General features: G+C 58.1%; 15 protein-coding genes. 4 read left to right on the top strand and 11 right to left on the bottom strand.

Features of this window, described 5'->3' with window-relative positions:
* Positions 1-124: 124 nt before the first annotated feature.
* Entirely contained in the window at positions 125-1081 is a 957-nt protein-coding gene (locus LF252_RS14690; protein WP_226270327.1) for a GAF domain-containing DNA-binding protein, read from the top strand.
* A gap of 262 nt (positions 1082-1343) precedes the next feature.
* On the opposite strand, the gene LF252_RS14685 is transcribed toward LF252_RS14690, so the two are convergent.
* The 7 genes from LF252_RS14685 to LF252_RS14655 all read right to left on the bottom strand — a co-directional run bounded on the left by LF252_RS14685 (position 1344) and on the right by LF252_RS14655 (position 9536).
* Complete coding sequence (locus LF252_RS14685) at positions 1344-2687, bottom strand: murein hydrolase activator EnvC family protein (RefSeq protein WP_226270326.1); 1344 nt, start codon at positions 2685-2687, stop codon at positions 1344-1346.
* Positions 2671-3429 carry a DUF4292 domain-containing protein gene (locus LF252_RS14680; RefSeq protein ID WP_226270325.1) on the bottom strand — a complete coding sequence of 253 codons (759 nt, stop codon included), beginning with the start codon at positions 3427-3429 and terminating at the stop codon, positions 2671-2673. Before LF252_RS14680 ends, LF252_RS14685 begins: the two co-directional genes overlap by 17 nt.
* Positions 3422-5230, bottom strand: coding sequence for a tetratricopeptide repeat protein (locus LF252_RS14675; protein ID WP_226270324.1), 1809 nt, complete (start codon positions 5228-5230; stop codon positions 3422-3424). Before LF252_RS14675 ends, LF252_RS14680 begins: the two co-directional genes overlap by 8 nt.
* A gap of 115 nt (positions 5231-5345) precedes the next feature.
* Positions 5346-6356, bottom strand: coding sequence for a sugar phosphate nucleotidyltransferase (locus tag LF252_RS14670; protein WP_226270323.1), 1011 nt, complete (start codon positions 6354-6356; stop codon positions 5346-5348).
* Between the two features lie 164 nt (positions 6357-6520).
* Positions 6521-6955: a dUTP diphosphatase gene (dut, locus tag LF252_RS14665; RefSeq protein ID WP_226270322.1), complete on the bottom strand. Its 435-nt coding sequence runs from the start codon at positions 6953-6955 to the stop codon at positions 6521-6523.
* A gap of 172 nt (positions 6956-7127) precedes the next feature.
* Entirely contained in the window at positions 7128-8627 is a 1500-nt protein-coding gene (locus tag LF252_RS14660; RefSeq protein ID WP_226270321.1) for a lipopolysaccharide biosynthesis protein, read from the bottom strand.
* A 120-nt stretch (positions 8628-8747) separates the two neighbouring features.
* Positions 8748-9536, bottom strand: a complete 789-nt coding sequence (locus LF252_RS14655) for an enoyl-CoA hydratase/isomerase family protein (protein ID WP_226270320.1) — start codon at positions 9534-9536, stop codon at positions 8748-8750.
* 246 nt (positions 9537-9782) lie between these two features.
* On the opposite strand from LF252_RS14655, the gene mscL reads away from it, so the two are divergent.
* From mscL to LF252_RS14640, 3 genes are all read left to right on the top strand, one after another.
* On the top strand, positions 9783-10208 hold the full coding sequence (mscL, locus tag LF252_RS14650) for a large conductance mechanosensitive channel protein MscL (RefSeq protein WP_226270319.1): 426 nt from the start codon (positions 9783-9785) through the stop codon (positions 10206-10208).
* Positions 10209-10277: 69 nt separating this feature from the next.
* A complete protein-coding gene (locus LF252_RS14645; protein WP_226270318.1) occupies positions 10278-11279 on the top strand; it encodes a DUF3078 domain-containing protein in 1002 nt (333 codons plus the stop codon).
* Positions 11280-11376: 97 nt separating this feature from the next.
* Positions 11377-11829, top strand: a complete 453-nt coding sequence (locus tag LF252_RS14640; protein WP_226270317.1) for a hypothetical protein — start codon at positions 11377-11379, stop codon at positions 11827-11829.
* Positions 11830-12271: 442 nt separating this feature from the next.
* Here the strand turns inward: LF252_RS14640 and LF252_RS14635 are convergent, their stop codons facing one another.
* From LF252_RS14635 to LF252_RS14620, 4 genes are all read right to left on the bottom strand, one after another.
* Positions 12272-13060: a hypothetical protein gene (locus tag LF252_RS14635; protein WP_226270316.1), complete on the bottom strand. Its 789-nt coding sequence runs from the start codon at positions 13058-13060 to the stop codon at positions 12272-12274.
* 189 nt (positions 13061-13249) lie between these two features.
* Positions 13250-16300 carry a translation initiation factor IF-2 gene (infB, locus tag LF252_RS14630; protein WP_226270315.1) on the bottom strand — a complete coding sequence of 1017 codons (3051 nt, stop codon included), beginning with the start codon at positions 16298-16300 and terminating at the stop codon, positions 13250-13252.
* A gap of 123 nt (positions 16301-16423) precedes the next feature.
* Entirely contained in the window at positions 16424-17710 is a 1287-nt protein-coding gene (nusA, locus tag LF252_RS14625) for a transcription termination factor NusA (RefSeq protein ID WP_226270314.1), read from the bottom strand.
* Positions 17711-17833: 123 nt separating this feature from the next.
* Positions 17834-18307, bottom strand: coding sequence for a ribosome maturation factor RimP (locus LF252_RS14620; RefSeq protein WP_226270313.1), 474 nt, complete (start codon positions 18305-18307; stop codon positions 17834-17836).
* Between the last annotated feature and the right edge of the window lie 98 nt (positions 18308-18405).

Here is an 18405-nt window from a genome sequence, read left to right as displayed (position 1 = left end):
GAACATTAGGCGGGTAAATGTACAGATTCGGCGGTACCACCAACACGGTGCGGGTATTTATGCGCAATTTCGGGAGTTAGCAGTTATTCATGCTGGCCGTAAACAGGATTTTCCCCGCCGTTAAATGTCGCCTAAGTTACCTGCTGTTTCCACCCGTACCAGGCCGGCTACCCGGCGTCCGGACGAGGCCGCGCGCATAAAAGCCCTGGAGCAATACCAAATCATGGACACCCCGTCCGAAACGGTGTTTGATGATTTAGTGCGTCTGGCCGGATTTATCTGCGGCACTCCCATTTCCCTGATTACACTGCTGGACGGAGAGCGGCAATGGCTGAAGGCGCAAACGGGCTTATCGGGGGTGGAAAGCACGCCCCGTGATGAAGCCTTCTGCCAATACACCATCCAGGGCACTGATTTGCTGGAAGTGGAAGATGCGCTGATTGATCCGCTGTTCCGGGACCACACCATGGTTACCGGCGACCCGCACATCCGCTTCTACGCGGGCTATCCGCTTATCACGCCCGAAGGCCATGCGCTAGGAGCCATCTGTGCCATCGACCAAGTGCCGCGCCGGCTGAATAATGCGCAACGAGAAGCGCTGCGCATTCTGGCCCGTGAGGTGGTGGCGCACCTGGAGCTGCGGCGAGCCAAAATTCAATTGGAAGAAGAAAAAACGAAACTCGAAGGGCTACTGCGTATGGCCAACGATACTGCCGAATCTCTGTACCTGAACGGCGGGCAGAATGAGATTTTCATCAAGCAAGACCATAAGCTGCTGCGGGTAAAGACCACGGACATTCGCTACGTGGAGGCCTTGGGCGACTACGTGAACATTTACTCCGGGCGGGAGCGGTACACGGTGTACAGTACCATGAAGGAACTGGAGGCAAAACTGCCAAGCCGGGAATTTGCCCGGGTGCACCGCAAATACATTGTGCGCCTCGACCGGATCATCTCCATCGAAAGCGACGCCCTGATTGTGGAGGCAGGCCGCAGCCTGGACCAGGCTACCAGCCTGCTGCCCGTGCCCATCGGGAGTTCTTATAAAGCCGCGCTGCTGGGCAGGCTGAACCTCATTTAGCGCCAAGCCGGGCAAGCGACATTCCGAATAGCGGGTTTCATCGAGGGAAAAAACTATTTCGGCGAATTTGGACAATCAACTGTTGCCGCCCGCCGTATCTTTGGAACGGTTATCGGGGATTAACCTCGAAAGTGCCAACTGCCCCGTGTGGTTAGCTTGCTTTCGGGGGAGGGATTCTGGTAGCTAAGTTTGTTTTCATAGCTCAGAAAGACACCGCGCCTTGCACGGTGTTTTTTTATGCCCTGATGCACTGAAAATGCCCTTATTTGCGACCCAGCCAGTTTTCGGGGTTAAGGTTGGAGCTGTTATGCCACACCTGAAACTGCACCTCAGAAGTACCTTCCGCATCAGTCGAAACCGTGCCGATGGTTTGCCGGGCCTGCACGGCTTGTCCTTCGCTCACGCTCACGCTGCGCAATTTGGCATATACCGTGAAATAGTCGCCGTGCTGCACCATCACAATGGTGCCCATGCCCGGCACACTGGCCACCGTAAGCACCTTGCCGCTGAACACCGCCCGCACCGGCTCACCGGCACTGGTCTGGATATCAACTCCCCGATTTTCTACCACCACGTTCTTCAACACGGGGTGATTGTGGCGGCCAAACCGCTGACTGATAAAGCCGCGGCCTACGGGCCAAGGCAACCGGCCCCGGTTGTCATGGAAAGAAGAAGCCAGCTCGGCCGTTTCGGGCGTGAGCGTCACCTTGTCCACCCGTTCCGCCGCTGAAACAGCGGCGGCTTCCGCCTCGGCGGTGGGGGTGGTGCGCGTGGTAGCGGCCGGACTGCGGGATGGGGCAGAGGCTGCTGCGGCCCGCGCCGCATTAGCCGCGGCGGCCCGGCGAGCAGCGGCGCGGGCCGCCCGAGCTATTTCCTCGCGTACGCGCTGAGCAATCAGATTATCCAAGCGGCTGACGGCCTGCTGGCGGGCGGCCAGCTCCTTGCGCAAGTCTTCTTCCTGTTGGGTGAGCTTGGTTACTACCTGGTCCTGCTGAGTTTTCAGCGTGAGCAGGTTTTTCTTCTCCGAAATCTGGTTGTTGAGCAGGCTACCTTTCTCTTCCTGCTTTTCCTTCAAGCCAACCAGCTGCGAGCTTAAGCGCTGCTGGGTGTGCGTGATTTGGGCCGCTTGTGCCTGGCGTACCTCGGTGTACTGCCGGATGTAACGTAGCCGCAGCAGAAACTGGTTGAAGGACTCCGAGGCAAACAAGAACATGAGCCGGTTGTAGCCGTTGGCCGTTTTGGAGCCAGCGTAAATCAGGCGGGCGTACTCGGCCTTGAGCTGCTCCAAGCTTTGGCGCGTCTGCTGCACCTGGGTTTCCGTTTGGCGTACATCGGTTTCAATGTAGCGCAGCTCGTTGCTGATGTTCTTAATAACGCCCTGCTGCACCGTTAGCTTTTCCTTAAGGGCGTTAAGCTGGCCCACGGAAGCCTGCTTTTGCTGCTGGGTTTGCGCTAGGATGCGGCTGGTTTCCTGAATGCGTTTAAGCGTGGCGCGCCGTTCCCGCTCCAGTTGGGCTTTGGATTTGCGCTGGGCCTGCACCGGCAATGCCGTCAGTAGGCCCAGCAGTACCACCAGCAAAAGCCAACTATTACTTCTTGCGCGCATAGCCCTTCGGTACCGAGAACGGGAACTGCAGCCGCTCCTTGTCTACATCTACCGAGCGGTAGGTGAGCGTGACGGTGGTGGGCGGCGTCTGGCCCTGCTGCACCTGCACCAGCGTGTTGTAGGCAAACTGCTGCGGGCTGCGCTCCAAGGGGCGGAAATCGGTGTAATCTACCGTGAGCTTGTTCTGGTTGGCGGGCACCTGCACCTGCAACTGCTGAATGCGGGCCCGGTCGAGGTTCACCAGCTGCTGCACCAGCAGGCCCGCCTGCTCATAGTTGATGCGCTGCATAGAGCCTTCGGTAGTAATGGTGGGCTGCACCGCGGCACTGGGCGGAGCCAAATAGTTACCCAGTAGCAACGCCTGCACCATCTCAAAGTTGACGGGCACGTTCAGCCGCTGGCTCAGGTAAGCAAAGTCACCGGCGTAGTATTCCTTGTGCAGCTTATCCAGCACCTGCACCGAGTCGCGGGTGATGTAAATGCGGCCGCCTTCAATGCCAATAAGTGAGGCCGAAATCCAGATAACACTGTCTTTACGGATGCGCACGTTGATGTTGCCGCTCTGGTCGCCAAACTGTGCTTTGCCTTTGGCAGCCAGAAACCGGAAGTCCACGTTGGCGGCTTTTACGGCCTCCGGCATGGGTACCGTAGCGGCTGGTTTTTTGCCGGGCAGCAGTTTACGGGTGCAGCTGCCTAGCAGCAGCAGGGCGCTCAACAGCACCAGCACAGGGCGGTTACTCATAGAGTTTCTTGTCTTTGATCTTGCGGTCGATAAGCGAGGAGGCCCCGCCCAGTTTTTTGGCGCGCTGCCATTCCTGCAGCGCCTTATCGGCCTCCCCCAGCTGAAACAGTACGTCGCCGTAATGCTCCACCACGGTAGCATCAGTTGTTGTTTTAAGAGCTTTTTCGAGTTGCTGACGGGCACCGGTATAATCTTTCAGCCGGTACAGTACCCATCCGTACGTATCCAGGTACGTGTCGTTGTCGGGGTTCTGCTTCACCAGCTTGCCAGCCATTTCCCGGGCTTTCTCCAGCTTTTCGCCCCGCAAAGAAAGGTAGTAGCTGTAATTGTTGAGCGCCTGTGCATTGTTGGCGTCAAAAGTGAGTGCCGCTTCATAGGCCGCATCCGACTTAGCGTAGTCCTTCAACTCGTGGTACACGTCGCCGAGCTGGGTGTCAAACTGGGCCAGCAGCTCGGGGTTGTCGGTGGCCAGCTTCCGGCCGTATTCCAGGGACTTGATGGCTTTGGCCGGCTGCTTCTTGAGTTGGTAGCCCACGCCGTTATAAAACCACAGCGGAGCCTGGTTGGGAAATAGCTCCAGCGCTTGGTCGGTGTGCGTCAGCAGTGAGTCAACTTGGCTGAGCTCGGCATCAATGAGTACTACCTGCTGCCAGATTTGGTAGCGGGAGTTATCCAGTCGGATGGCCTGCAGATAATTGCTGCGGGCGGCCGCGCGGTTGCCGGTTACCGTCTGAATGTCGCCGGCAATAGAAAAAGCCTTGGCCTCCTTGGGGTGCACGCGGGTGGTGATGGTGGCCAGCTCCTGCGCCGTCTGGTTCAGGTCGGGGTTAGGCAGCTGCTTGATGTAGTCCACCAGAATCCGCACCTTGTTGTCGATGTCCAGCGAGGGGCTCTCAAAAGCCAGCTTCAGCTGCCGCTCCGATTCCGGCGTGTTTTTCTGCTGCCGATACACGTCGGCCAGAATCATGCGGGCCCGGGGGTTATCGGGGTCTTGCTTCAGAGCCTGCTCCGCCACCCGGATGGCGTCGGGCAGACGGTTGTTGGTGGCGTACATCTGGGCCTGGGCCAGCACGTAGCGCACCTCGTCGGGGTTGGCCGCAATGAGGGCTTCCCCTTCCTGCAGCGCCTTATCGAGGTTATTTTGCTTGAGGTATATCTGCTGCTTCTTGAACGATACCTCGTCCAGGGGGCCAAATTTCTTCTCGGCTTCCTCAAACGTGGCCAGTGCTTCGTTCAGCTTGCCCTGCGCCAAATACAGATCAGCTAGATTAAATAGGTAAGGCCCGGAATTAGGCACCGTTTTGATGAGGGTGCTGTAGGTCTGGGTGGCCTCGGCGTACTGTTTCTGGGAGGCGTAAATCTGGGCCAGCAGCAAGTAATAGTAGGCATTCTGCGGATCCAGCTTGATGGCAGCCTGCGCAAAATTGGTAGCGTCCTTGAAATTGCCGCTTAGCAGGTTGGTTTCGGCAATTTTATAATTGACGGCAGCATTGGTTGGGTTAAGCGCGTAGGCCTTCAGCAGCCGCTCCAGCGCCTTATTGTAGTCTTCCAGCAGCAAAAACCGCACACCGTCCACGAAGAACGCCTCGCTCATCTCCCGGTCTTTCTCCGACAGATTCACCCGTTGTCGGGCGGCAGCCTCTAAGGAGGCCCGACGGGCCAGTTCTTTTCGCTCTTTGCGGCTAAGCTTGTGCGGCTTGGCTGGGTCGGGAACTGAGGCAGGGGCCGGTTGCTGGGCATAGCCGGGCCCGGCCAGCAACAGGCCCAATACCAGAACTAAAAAGACGCGGAAGTGGCTCATTGAAAACGGTAGCGCGGACCCCGGGCCCGCGAATTGGAAACAGGTTACCTAACCCCAACACGCTGGTGGCCCCCAAAGGTCCGCGCTACTTAAAACGTCAGGCGACGCAAAAATATCACACGCGCAGCGTGTTGTAGTCGCCCACGCTCAAATCGTTGGGTTGGCTGGCTACCGTGGCGTGGCTGCCTACCATGGAGTTGGTAATATTGGCGTGCAGTACGGAGGCCGACTGCTGCACAATGGAATTGGAAACGACGGAGTGCCGCACGTTGGTATGGTCACCCAGGCTTACGTGCGGGCCCACTACTGAATCGGTAATGACCACGCCTTCGCCCACGTACACTGGCGGAATCAGTACGGAATTGGTCACCTTGGCGGATTCGGCTACCAAGGTTTCGCCGCGCTCCTGCAGGTACTCCAGGTAGCGCTGGTTGGTGAAGACGGTGGCGTCCTTGTTGCCGCAGTCGAGCCACTCGGTTACGCGGCCGGGCACAAACTTGGTGCCCTTGTTCTTCATGTTTTCGAGGGCGTTGGTGAGTTGGTACTCGCCCTTGTCCTTGATGTCGTTATCGAGCAGGTACTGCAACTCCCGGCGCAGGTACTCGCCATCCTTGAAATAGTAGATGCCGATGATGGCCAGGTCCGAGACAAACTCCTGGGGTTTTTCCACGAAGTCGGTAATCTGGCCCTGCTCGTCGAGCTTCACCACGCCAAAGGGCTTGGGGTCGTCCACGCGCTGCACCCAGATGGTGCCTTCGGCCGAGGAGTCCAGAATGAAATCGGCTTTGAACAGGGTATCGGCAAACGCCACCACTACCGGTCCATCCAGGGCCGACTGGGCGCACAGGATAGCGTGAGCCGTGCCCAAGGGTTCGTCCTGGTAATGAATGGTGCCTTTAGCACCCACCGATTCGGCAATTTTAATCAGGCTTTTCTCTACCTCGCTGCCGAAACGGCCGATGATGAAGGCTACTTCCTCCACCGGCTCGCCGCACACTTTGGCAATGTCTTCAACCAGGCGTTGCACAATGGGCTTGCCGGCAATCGGAATCAGCGGCTTCGGAACGGTGAGCGTGTGAGGGCGCATCCGCTTGCCCATACCGGCCATTGGGACAATAATCTTCATGTGAGGAAGGAATTAGGAATTATGGGTTCAGAGGTAAAAATTCTGAAGTATGAATGGCGAATTAAACCAGCGTGGGAGAGTTACTGAGCAGGCATACGATACTCCAAGGTACTGCTTTCAGCAAATGGTAGCCCACGCGCACGGGGTAATTCTTGCTATCGGTTTCAGGCAGTGCCCGTACTGCCGTAGCCGCCGGTGCCCCGCTGGGTTTCACTGAGTATTTCGGCGGGCTGCCACACAATAGTTTCGTGACGGGCTACTACCAGTTGCGCTACCCGCTCACCGTCCTGCACCACAAACTCCTGATCCGACAGATTGACGAGCAAAACTTTTAGCTCGCCCCGGTAGTCGGCGTCAATGGTGCCGGGACTGTTGACAATACCAATGCCGTGTTTGTAAGCCAAGCCACTGCGCGGACGCACCTGCGCCTCGTAGCCAACCGGAATTTCCAGAAACAGGCCCGTGGGTACGAGGGCGCGTTGCAGGGGCTTCAACGTAATCGGCTCCGGGAGGTTGGCCCGAATGTCGAGGCCGGCGGCGTGGGCGGTTTGATACTCCGGCAAGGGGTGCTTGCTGCGGTTGATAACGGGAATGTGCATGAAGAAAAGGAAGTCAGACAGTTGCAAGGATACAGTACGCAACGCGCAGACTACAGGCAGCCGAGTGGCTTGTGGTATTCAGAGGAAAAACAGAACAATTCCGGCGAAAAAATCTGTCGGAACGGCCCCAATCTAGGGGTTTTTTGCGGTATCCGCAGCATGCGCAGCTCCTTCAGATGGTGCGCAGCCGCCGACCTTCCACTGCCGCTACCAACCCCACAAAACCAAGTGTAAGCAGCGCATGAAAACCGTAGCGGGCCCAGCCAGCGACCACCGGGGCCCACCAACTGATGGCGACTACTCCCACCGCCACCGCCAGCCAGGCCAGCAGCCGAACCACGGGGTACGGTACCGGAAAATGCCGTTCGCCCAGCCGCCAGCACAGGGCGGCCATCATGAAATAGCATGCCAGTGTGGCAATAGCTGAGCCCATGTAACCCAGCAGCGGAATCAGCAGGAAGTTGAGGGCAATGGTGAGCACCGCGCCGGCAAAGCCTAGGTAGGTGCCGTAGTAGGTTTTGTCGGTGAGCTTAAACCACACGGAGAGGTTCCAGTACACACCTAGGAACAGGTAGGCCAGCAGTAGCACCGGCACCACGGCCAAGCCCTGCAGATACTCGGCGCGCTGCAGGAAAATGCGGGCCACAATATCCAGATTCACGCTTACGCCCACGAACAGCATGGTGCAGCACAGCGTGAACCACTTCAGCACCAAGGCAAAGGTGCGGGGTGAGTTCTTCTCGGTACTCTGGGCGAAAAAGAACGGCTCGGCGGCGTACTTGAAGGCCTGAATTACCAAATTCATCAGTACGCTGATTTTGTAGCAGGCCCCGTAAATACCCAGGGCGGCTTGCTTGCTTTGGCCAGGGTAGAAGCCTTCGGGCAGCCACTGCGGCAGCATAATCCGGTCCAGCATTTCGTTTACCATACCCGCCATGCCCATCAGCAGAATAGGGTAGGCGTACTTAAGCAAGGGCCGTAGCGGCTCCAAGTTCAGGCGAGGCCGAATATCCAGCAACTCCCGACCCAACAGCAACAAGGTAAACGCCGAGGCCGCCAAGTTCGAGAGGAACACGTAGCCCACGCCCATAGTGGGGTTGTATACGCTTTCTACCAACGTCCGCAGCCCCGCCAGGTATTTGCCCGCCAGTACATCGGGGCAGAACACGATGAAAAACATGTTCAGGCCCACGTTCAGCAGAATGTTGGCCATGCGAATGGCGGCAAACTTGGTGGCCTTATTCTCCAGCCGAAGCCGAGCAAACGGAATGGCCGTAATGGCATCCAACCCCAGAATTAGCGCAATCCAGACGGCGTACCGCTCGTGGCCAGGGGGTAAATCGAGTAGGCGCATCAGGGGGCGGGCCAGGGCGGCCAGGGCGGCCGTCAGCACCACGCTGGACAGCAGCAGCAGAGTCATTACCCGGTCGTACAGCTCCTTGCGGTCGGTGCCGGGGCGGTTGGCGAAGCGGAAATAGGTAGTTTCCATGCCGTAGGTGAACAGCACGTTCAGAAACGATACGTAGGCGTACAGCCCCGTTACAATACCATATTCTGCCGCCGCAAAGCGGGCCGTGTACACGGGCACCAGAAAGGTGTTCAGTACGCGGCCCACAATGCTGCTTACGCCATAAATGGCCGTTTGCGACGCCAGCCGCTTGGCAATACTCATCTGGAATGCGTAGAAATGGAGAACTGAAAGTCAGAATCGGGCGGGCAAGCGCATAAAATTCGGCGGACGAGCAGCGCAGGCTAGGTCATCCACCGAATTCTACGGGTTCTTACTCGCCAGTTATTTTCCGGTAAACGCCGCCGGACGCTTCTCCAGGAAAGCGGAGGTACCTTCGCGGAAATCCGCCGAGTTAAAGCACCGCCCGAACGACTCCGCCTCGGCCTGGTAGCCGTCCCGGCCTTTGTCGAAGTGGGCATTTACGGCATCAATGCACAGGCCCACGGCAATGGGGGCTTTGGTGAGGATGCGCTGCAGCAGCTGCCGCGTGAAGTTGAGCAGCTCGGCCTGCGGTACCACGTGGTTCACCAGGCCCAAGCGCAGGGCTTCATCAGCCTTTAGCATATCGGCCGTGAGCAGCAGCTCAATGGCTTTGCCTTTTCCAATGAGCTGCGTGAGGCGCTGAGTGCCGCCGTAGCCTGGCAGCAGACCCAGGTTCACCTCGGGCTGGCCAAACCGGGCATTATCGGCGGCAATGCGCATGTGGCAGGCCATGGCCAGTTCGCAGCCACCACCCAGGGCAAACCCATTTACGGCCGCAAGTACCGGCTTGTGGCTTTCTTCAATAAAGCGGAAGGCCTCCTGACCCTGCTCAGCCACGCGGCGGGCGGCGGCTTCGTCCAGCTGCGTCAGCTCGGCAATATCAGCGCCGGCTACAAACGACTTCTCCCCGCTGCCCGTCAGAATAATGCCGCGCACGGCGGGGTCTTGCTGGGCCTGCTCCACGGCTGCCCGAATTTCCTGAATAGTGGCCGCGTTCAGAGCGTTTAGCTTGTCGGGACGGTTAACAGTGAGGGTCAGAATGCCGGTTTCGGGCTCAGCCTGGTACAGCAGGTTGGTGAAGGTGGTCATGGATGGTATAACTGGAGAGGTGGAAATGCAGAGGCGGTAAAGATACTGGGAATTGTGCCGCACCCTCATTGAACGAGCAAACCCGGCGCTAAACGCGCACGGGCACTGGTTGACCGAAACCCATAGCTAGCGGGCTTAGGTAAACTGCATATTTGCCCGCAGTAACTAAACGGTAGCATCCGAAGCGGAAAATTCTATATTTACCCGCAGGTCTCTACTGTTCTCACCTTCAAACATTTCCAAAATATGGGCTTCGTTTCCGAGTTCAAAGAGTTTATCTCCAAAGGCAATGTGCTCGATTTGGCCGTTGGCGTTATCATCGGCGGAGCATTCGGCAAAATCGTCACGTCACTGACGGATGATGTTTTGATGCCTGTGTTGACGTTGATGACGGGGGGACTAGACTTCAAAGACTGGTTTTTTGCCTTGGATGGCTCGGCCTACAAAACCCTGGAGGAAGCCAAAAAAGCGGGGGCGGCAACTATTAACTATGGCCTGTTCCTGAATGCGGTTATCACATTCCTGTTGATGGCTTTTGCCATTTTCTGGCTGGTGAAGATTGCCAACCGCTTCAAGCGGCCTCAGGAAGTGATACCTGTGGCCGACCCCGGCCCAACCAAAGACCAGCAGCTGCTCATGGAAATCCGGGACGCGCTACGCACGCGCAGCTAAGCGCCTCGGGCTGTATTTTTGGCCGGCTTTTGCCTCTGTGGGCAGAAGCCGGCCTTTTTTTGTTTGCTGATGCATCTGTTCTCTACCTTTTCCCGGAAAGCCGTTCTGGCTGCTGGTCTGGTTTTGTCCTCGTTTGCGGCTCTGGCCCAGGCCGATGACCCGCGCCGCCCACCCGCGCCGCTGCCGGCTTACAAAATCTCTACCGAAGTGGATACCGCCCGGGGTTGGCAGCGGGGCGGAGCCGGCACGCTCAACTTTAGCCAGGTGAGCCTGCGCAACTGGGCGCCCGGTGGGCAAAGCTCTCTGTCGTTACTGTCTACTGGCAATCTGTACCTGCACTACCGGGGCCCCGAGCATACATTTGATTTGGCTGGCAACATGGTGTACGGCTTGCTGAAGGCCGGCAAATCCAGGGTTCGTAAAAACGACGACCGCCTGGAGCTCAACGGCCGCTACGCCCGGCAGTTCACCACTACGTTGTCGTACGCGGCCCAGGTGAACCTGAAAACCCAGCTGACGCCCACCAAAGCCCCCGAAAAGCCCGACTCCCTGCTGTCCCGGTTTTTTGCGCCGGCCTACATTCTGGCCTCGTTGGGCGTGGAATACAAGCCCAATACCGATTTCTCACTGCTGCTCTCACCCGCCACCGGTAAGTTTACCATGGTAGCCGACCAACGCCTGGCCGACGCCGGCTCCTTCGGGGTGCAGGGTGCCCGCCGCGACGCGGCCGGGGTGCTACTCCGAGGTACCGGCGAGCGGCTGCGGGAGGAGTTGGGGGCTTACCTCAACGCCCGCTACCGGCACGTGCTGTTTACCAACATCACCTACAACACCAAGCTGGAACTGTTCAGCAACTACTTCCACAACCCGCAGAACATCGACGTCAACTGGGAAAACCTCATCGACTTCAAAGTGAATAAGTACGTCAGCGCCAGCGTCACCACCCTGCTCATCTACGACGACGACGTGCGGGTGCCGCTGGACCGCAACGAAGACGGCGTGCCGGACGACCGGGGTAGGCGTGTGCAGTTCAAAGAAACCCTGGGTATAGGTCTGACTTACAAGTTTTAACCGAAAACGAACTAACTTTGCCGGCTACCCGTTGGCCGCTTGGGTTCTGGCACAGAATCTGTTTTGCTGGCCTGTTCCCTTCGCCTTTCTATACTCTATGAAGAAGCTTCTTTCCGTTGTAGTGCTGGCCGCTGCCGGCGCGCTAGTGGCCCCCAGTGCTCAGGCGCAAAGCTCCCTTTCCGGCGAATCCATCGGCCAGCCCCGCCGCGCTGAAGAAGCTCCCCGCAAAAAGCAAAAAGTAGCCGCTAATGATGTGGCCCGGATGCAGCGTCGGATGAGCATGAACCCCGACGAGGTGAAGCGTGACCAGCAGATGGAAGTGCTGGAAGCCCGTTCCGGCATGGGCACCGCCAACACCAGCTTTGGGCGGGCTTCGGGTCCGGCCCGGCAGTACGAAAAGGGTGCCGGTGGCTTTACCGTTCGTAAGTTCAAGGACAACCGTATTGGCACGGCTCGCCAAAAACGCGGCCAAACCCGCCCAGCCGGCTTCGTGGACCCCAAAGGCAAGCCGCTAAGCCACAAAAAGAAAAAGCACTTTCTGTTCTTTTAGTGCTTTGTAAGATTTTGAAATTCATAAAAAAGCCCCGGCGCAACGCTCCGGGGCTTTTTGTTCTTCAGCAGTACCGAGGCCACCGTTCGCCCTCGGTTTCGCTGAAGAGGAACGAGCAATAAACTTGCGTAGCCGAATGCTTAATGGCGGGGCCGCACAAGCGACGCCTGATAAATGCCTAGTAAAGGTGACTGAGCCCTAGTATGGGCCAGCGTAGGCGGCCGGGTTGAATCAGACCGGTAAGGTGGCGGCTCCGAGCCCGGGAGCGGCGGCGGGAATGCCGGTTTGTGATGAGGCGCAGCGCTTTCCGATAGCGGGGCACAGGCTCCGCAGCCAGCAAGTAGTACGCCCGGTAAAACACGCCGTAAGTCCATCCTCAATTCCTCCTTCAGACTAATCGGTGCACAACACTACTCAGCAAGGCCTGATGGTGGTGAGCCGATCAGAACTTGGCTGATAACCCAAGTTTCAGATAACTCATATCGTAGCCCGCTTCCGCAAAGGCCCTTATGTTATCCGTGAAGTAGTACCGTCCGCCAATAAAAATGCCGCCTTCCACTCTAGTTCCGCCATACGAGTTGTTGTACGCTCCGCTCAGATACTCAGAGTAATACGTGTCTTTGTAGTTTTCGATGCGGGCCCCCAGGCTAACGCCGGCGTACGTGTCAACCTTGCCATTCTGCAGCAGGTCGTAATGATACGTGCCGCGCACCAGCACAATAAAGTTGTTCCAGCGGGCCTTATAGTCGCCGCCGGGGTAGTCGTAATGGTAACCCTTGTAGCCAATCAGCCCGCCAATGCCAATGACGCCGGGACCAATACCTTCTATAATACCTTTCTCCACTGACAAGCTCACGGCCGGAGCCGATTTCAAATTGCTGCCGAACCCGTAGCCATAGCCCAGCCCCAGGCCTACACCCAGGTTTACTACGGTGGTGCCCTTCTGAAACAGGCTGTTGCTCGGAGCTACGGGCGCAGCCGTGGAGGTGGCTGCTACGGCCGGAACAGGTTGGGCTACTGGGGCCGTTGCTGCGGGCGTAGATGGGCGGGACGCTGGCTTTGAAACTGGTTTGGTCGTAACTACGGGCTTGGCAGCCGGGCGGACAGCCGCAACGGGTTTGGCGGCCGGTTTGGCCACGGGTTTGGCGGCCGGTTTGGCAACTGGTTTGGTTTGAGCCAGTGCTGGTGAAGCCAGCAGCAAGGCAGCGTACAGAGCGGTAGTTGTTTTCATAGCGCGAAGGTAAAAGAGGCACAGAAGCAAGGAAATATGCTAGGTGCAATTATTTCCTGAACTGATACAAAATTACCTCCGGCTTGCCCCGTCGTCAATCACATAATGATGTGAACGAATACGTTAATAAACACAACGCCCCGACTCTTGCGAGTTGGGGCGTTGTGTTTATCAGAAATACGAAGCGCCTTACAGCGTCCGTTTCACTTCCTGTTCTTCGAAGCCTTCGATGTTGTCGCCTTCACGCAGGTCGTTGAAACCCTTAAGCGAAATACCGCATTCGTAGCCCTGGCGTACTTCCGACACGTCGTCTTTGTAGCGCTTGAGGTCTTGAATGTCGCCGGAGTGCAACACAATCCCGTCGCGCACGAGGCGCACTTTGGTTTTGCGTGTGAAAGTACCGTCCGTTACCATACAGCCGGCAATGGTGCCCACTTTGGTAATGTTGAACACCTGACGTACTTCGGCGTTGGCCACTACAACCTCTTTCACCGTTGGGGCCAGCATGCCTTCCATGGCATCCTTCACCTCGTTGATGGCGTTGTAGATAATCGAGTAGAGGCGGATGTCGATCTGCTCTTGCTCGGCCAGCTTGCGGGCACTCTGTGAGGGGCGTACCTGGAAGCCGATGATGATGGCGTCGGAAGCCGAAGCCAGCAGTACGTCGGTTTCCGAAATGGCACCCACCCCTTTGCTGAGGATGTTCACGGCCACTTCCGGCGTGCTCAGTTTCAGCAGCGAGTCGGCCAGTGCTTCCACCGAGCCGTCCACGTCGCCTTTTACAATTACGTTGAGCTCTTTGAACGAACCAATAGCCAGACGACGACCAATTTCGTCCAGGGTGATGTGCTTCTTAGTACGCATGCTCTGCTCACGGGCCAGCTGCTGACGCTGCGTAGCCAGTTCGCGGGCTTCGCGCTCCGTTTCCATTACCTGAATCTTATCGCCAGCCTGCGGAGCACCGGTCAGGCCGAGTACCTGCACCGGCGTGGCCGGACCAGCCTGCTTCATCTTCTTGCCGCGGTGGTCGGTCATGGCCTTCACGCGGCCGAAGTGCGGACCGGCCAGCACAATGTCACCAACTTGCATGGTGCCGGTTTGCACCAGAATGGTAGTTACGTAGCCACGGCCTTTATCTAGCGAGGCTTCAATAACCGTACCCACGGCGTTGCGGTCGGGGTTGGCTTTCAGCTCCAGAATCTCGGCTTCCAGCAGTACCTTTTCCAGCAGGTCGTCGATACCTAAACCGGTTTTCGCCGAAACTTCCTGGCTCTGGTACTTGCCGCCCCATTCTTCAACCAAGATGTTGATAACCGACAGCTCTTCCCGCACTTTGTCGGGGTTAGCACCGGGCTTATCAATCTTGTTAAGGGCAATTACGATGGGTACACCAGCAGCCTGCGCGTGATTGATGGCTTCCTTCGTCTGCGGCATCACCGAGTCGTCGGCGGCTACCACAATGATGGCAATGTCCGTCACCTTGGCACCACGGGCACGCATAGCGGTAAACGCTTCGTGACCCGGAGTATCGAGGAAGGTGACGCGCTTGCCCGATTTGGTCATTACGTCGTAGGCCCCGATGTGCTGGGTGATACCACCGGCTTCCCCTTTGGCTACGCTGGCGTTCCGGATGTAGTCAAGCAGCGAGGTTTTACCGTGGTCCACGTGACCCATGATGGTCACGATGGGAGCCCGCGGCTGGAGGTCTTCCTCGTTGTCTTCAATTTCGATGCTCGTTTCCTCTTCTTCGGCGCTCAGGAATTCTACATCGTAGCCAAACTCGTCGGCAATGACGGTAATGGCTTCGGCGTCGAGGCGCTGGTTGATGGATACGAACATGCCCATGTTCAGGCACACCTTAATTACCTCGTTCACCGACACGTCCATGAGCGAAGCCAGGTCGTTGGCCGAAATAAACTCGGTTACTTTCAGGGTTTTAGCGTCCAGCTCGTTCTGAGCGCGCAGCGCCTCGCGGTCCTCGGCCGCCATGTTGCGCTTGTCGCGGCGGTATTTGGCGCGATTCTGCTGCTGACCCCGGCCGCCGCTGAGCTTGGCCAGCGTAGCCTTGATCTGCTCCTGAATCTGCTTGTCGTTCTGCTCAGGCGTGAGGGCCGGAGCCGGCTGACGATTGCCACCACCGCGGTTGTCACGGTTGCCGCCTTGCTGGCCGCCTGGGCGGTTGCTGCCTTGCTGACCGCCGGGGCGGTTGCCGCCACTTTGCTGGCCGGGGCCACCGGGGCGGTTACCACCGCCTTGCTGCTGCCCGGGGCCACCCTGACCACCTTGCTGGCCGGGGCCGCTCATCGGAATGCGCTGGCGTTTTTTCTTGTCGTTGGCGTTGAGGCCGCTCTTGCGCACATCGGACGAGGCAACAGGGCGGGCGCCCCGGCCTCCACCACGCCGCGACGAATCGAGGGGTAGCTCAATTTTGCCTAGTACCGTCAGGCCTTTCAGCTGGTCGGCTTTGGCTACGATAGTGCCTTCCTCGCCAGCCGCTTCCGGAGTAGCCGGAGCTTCGGCTGCCGGGGCAGGGGTAGGGGTAGCTGGCGCAGCTTCCGGAGCTTTAGCAGCCGGTACGGCCGGCTGCGGAGCTGGGGCCGGAGTCACCGGAGCCGCTTTCGGTGCTTCGGGTGCCGGCGTGGGCCGCGGTGTTTCAACTACGGGAGCCTTCGGCGCCTCGGGTGCTTTCGGTGCTTCCGGAGCAGGCGCCTGGGGCGTTTCAGCTACCGGTTTCTCAACTGGAGCCGGAGTAGGTGCCGGAACTGAAACCGGAGATGCGGCAGCAGCCGGCTTCGGGGGAACGGGACGGCCTTTGGCATCCAACTCAATTTTACCCAATACCTTCAGGCCAGGCACGCGGGCCGGCTCTTCAGCGGGAGTGGGTTTAGGGGTTTCAGCAACCGGGGCCGGCTGGGGCGTGGGTTGCGGGGCGGGAGCAGCGGGCTTGGGAGCCGGGGCCGGCTTGGCTGCTTCGGCAGCCTTGGCCGCTGCCGCCTGGGCTGCGGCGGCTTCCAGCTCGCTCTGGCGCTTGGCCTGGCTTACTTTGGCAGCATCCATCTTGTCCTGAGCCGACGACGCGAAGGCCTTCTCCAGCAGAGCCACTTGCTCTGAGGATAGCTTGGTCGTGGGTTTGTTTTCAATGGAATGCCCTTTTCCCGCCAGAAAATCCACAATCGTGGAAAGCCCGACGTTCAGGTCTTTGGCCGCCTGATTCAGCCGTTTGGTTGCTGCTTCCGCCATTCTATGCTCGCGAACGATACTCTTATCTTGGTGCAAAGGTACTAACTTAAATCTTGCCGGGCGGCGTTAAAATCAAGCCACCCGGCTGATTCTAGCGCCCTTGCCGTACCGGCCGCCGCGCACTCATTGCGCGTCGCCGGAATTTGGGGTTTCGTCGTCCTGGTCGTCGCTGTCCTCAAACTCTTGGCGGATGATGCGGAACAGGTCTTCCACAGTTTCCTCCTCAAGCTCAGTGCGGCGCACGATGTCATCCTTGCTGACAGCCAGTACGGCCCGACCGGTATCGAGGCCGATTTTCTTCAGCTCCTCGAGTACCCAGCCGTCAATCTCGTCCTGGAACTCGTCCAGGGCAATGTCTTCCTCGAAGTCGCCGGCATCCCGGAATACGTCGATTTCCATGCCTACCAAGCGCGAGGCCAGCTTGATGTTGGCACCGCCGCGGCCAATGGCCAGCGACACTTGGTCGGGCTTTAAGAACACCGAAACCCGGCCAGTTTGTTCGTTGATTTTCATCGACGTGAGCTTGGCCGGTGACAGGGCCCGGGCGATGTACAGCTCCAGGTTGTCGGTGTAGTTGATGATGTCAATGTTCTCGTTTTCGAGCTCCCGCACTACGGCGTGAATACGCGAGCCTTTCATACCCACGCAGGCACCCACCGGGTCGATACGGTCGTCGAAGCTTTCTACGGCTACTTTGGCCCGCTCGCCGGGTTCCCGCACGATATTTTTGATGGTGATGAGGCCATCAAAGATTTCGGGTACTTCCTGCTCCATCAGGCGCTCCAGGAAAGCCGGCGCGGCGCGGGAAAGAATGATTTTAGGGGTACCATTGAGCACATCCACGCGGTGGACCACGGCCCGGATAGTGTCACCCTTCCGGTAGCGGTCCTTGGGAATCTGCTCGCCTTTGGGTAGCACCAGTTCGTTCTCGTCCTTGTCCAGAATGAGGGCTTCACGGCCCCACACCTGGTACACTTCACCCACCACAATTTCGCCTACCTGGTCTTTGTAGGCCTGGTAGAGGTTGTCGCGCTCCAGGTCCTTCACGCGCTGAATCAGCGTTTGGCGGGCCATGAGCACGGCGCGACGGCCGAAATCCTCCAGCTTAATTTCCTCGGCCACCGATTCGCCCACTTCGTAGTCGGGCTCGATTTTTTGGGCTTCAGCCAGCGGAATTTTGTCAAGGTCCCAGATATCTTCCGAGTTGTCATCCACGATTTCGCGGTTGCGGTAGATTTCCAGGTCGCCCTTGTCCACGTTCAGAATCACGTCGAAGTTCGAGTCGTCGTCGTACTTCTTGCGAATCATGGTGCGGAACACTTCCTCCAGGATGCTCATCATCGTAGGACGGTCGATGTTCTTCGACCGGGCGAATTCGGCAAACGATTCAATGAGGACGTTGCTGTTCATTTTTTTAAGCTTTTAGCTACTAGCTGTTAGCTGCTGACTTGCGAAGCCGGCAGGCGGCAACAACTAAAAGGTGAATTATGTCAGAATCAAGCCAAACGCCCAAGGCTGTTGGCTCACCGCTTACTACTTAAACGAAATCACCACTTTGGCTTCGCTGATATCGGCGAAGGGGATGAAAGCGGCGGGCAGGGTTTTCTTTTTGGTTTTTTCCTTGACAACCTCGGCCAACTGGATGCCGGTGGCCTCAGCGGCTTCCAAGGTGCCGGTTTTCTCGTTGCCGTCGGCCATTTTCAAGCTGAGGCTGCGGCCTACGTGGCGGGCGTACTGGCGGGCGTCGCGCAGGGGCTGGTCGGCGCCGGGCGAAGTTACTTCCAGCGTGTAGCTGGCGTCTTCGCCGTACTCTTCATCCACGCGGCGGGCCAGGCGGCGGCTTACCTGGGCGCACTCATCAATGCCTACGCCCTGTTCCCCATCGAGGGTAACGGTTACTTTGGGCCGAATGGCATCCGACACGGCGAGGCTCACCACAAACAGGCTGCCATCGGTGGGCAGGCTATCCTGGAGGAGCTCGGAAAGGCGGGCTTGGTCGAGTTTCATGTGGACACCGGTGATAAAAGAAAGAGGGGACTGTCCGTCCCCTCTGTTCGTGTTCTAGTTTGCTGGGGCAAAGATACAACGCAAAAATGCGGAATGCA

Origin of the sequence: Hymenobacter pini (assembly GCF_020421205.1) — a bacterium.
GTDB lineage: Bacteria > Bacteroidota > Bacteroidia > Cytophagales > Hymenobacteraceae > Hymenobacter > Hymenobacter pini.
This window is presented reverse-complemented; position numbering and strand designations above follow the sequence as displayed.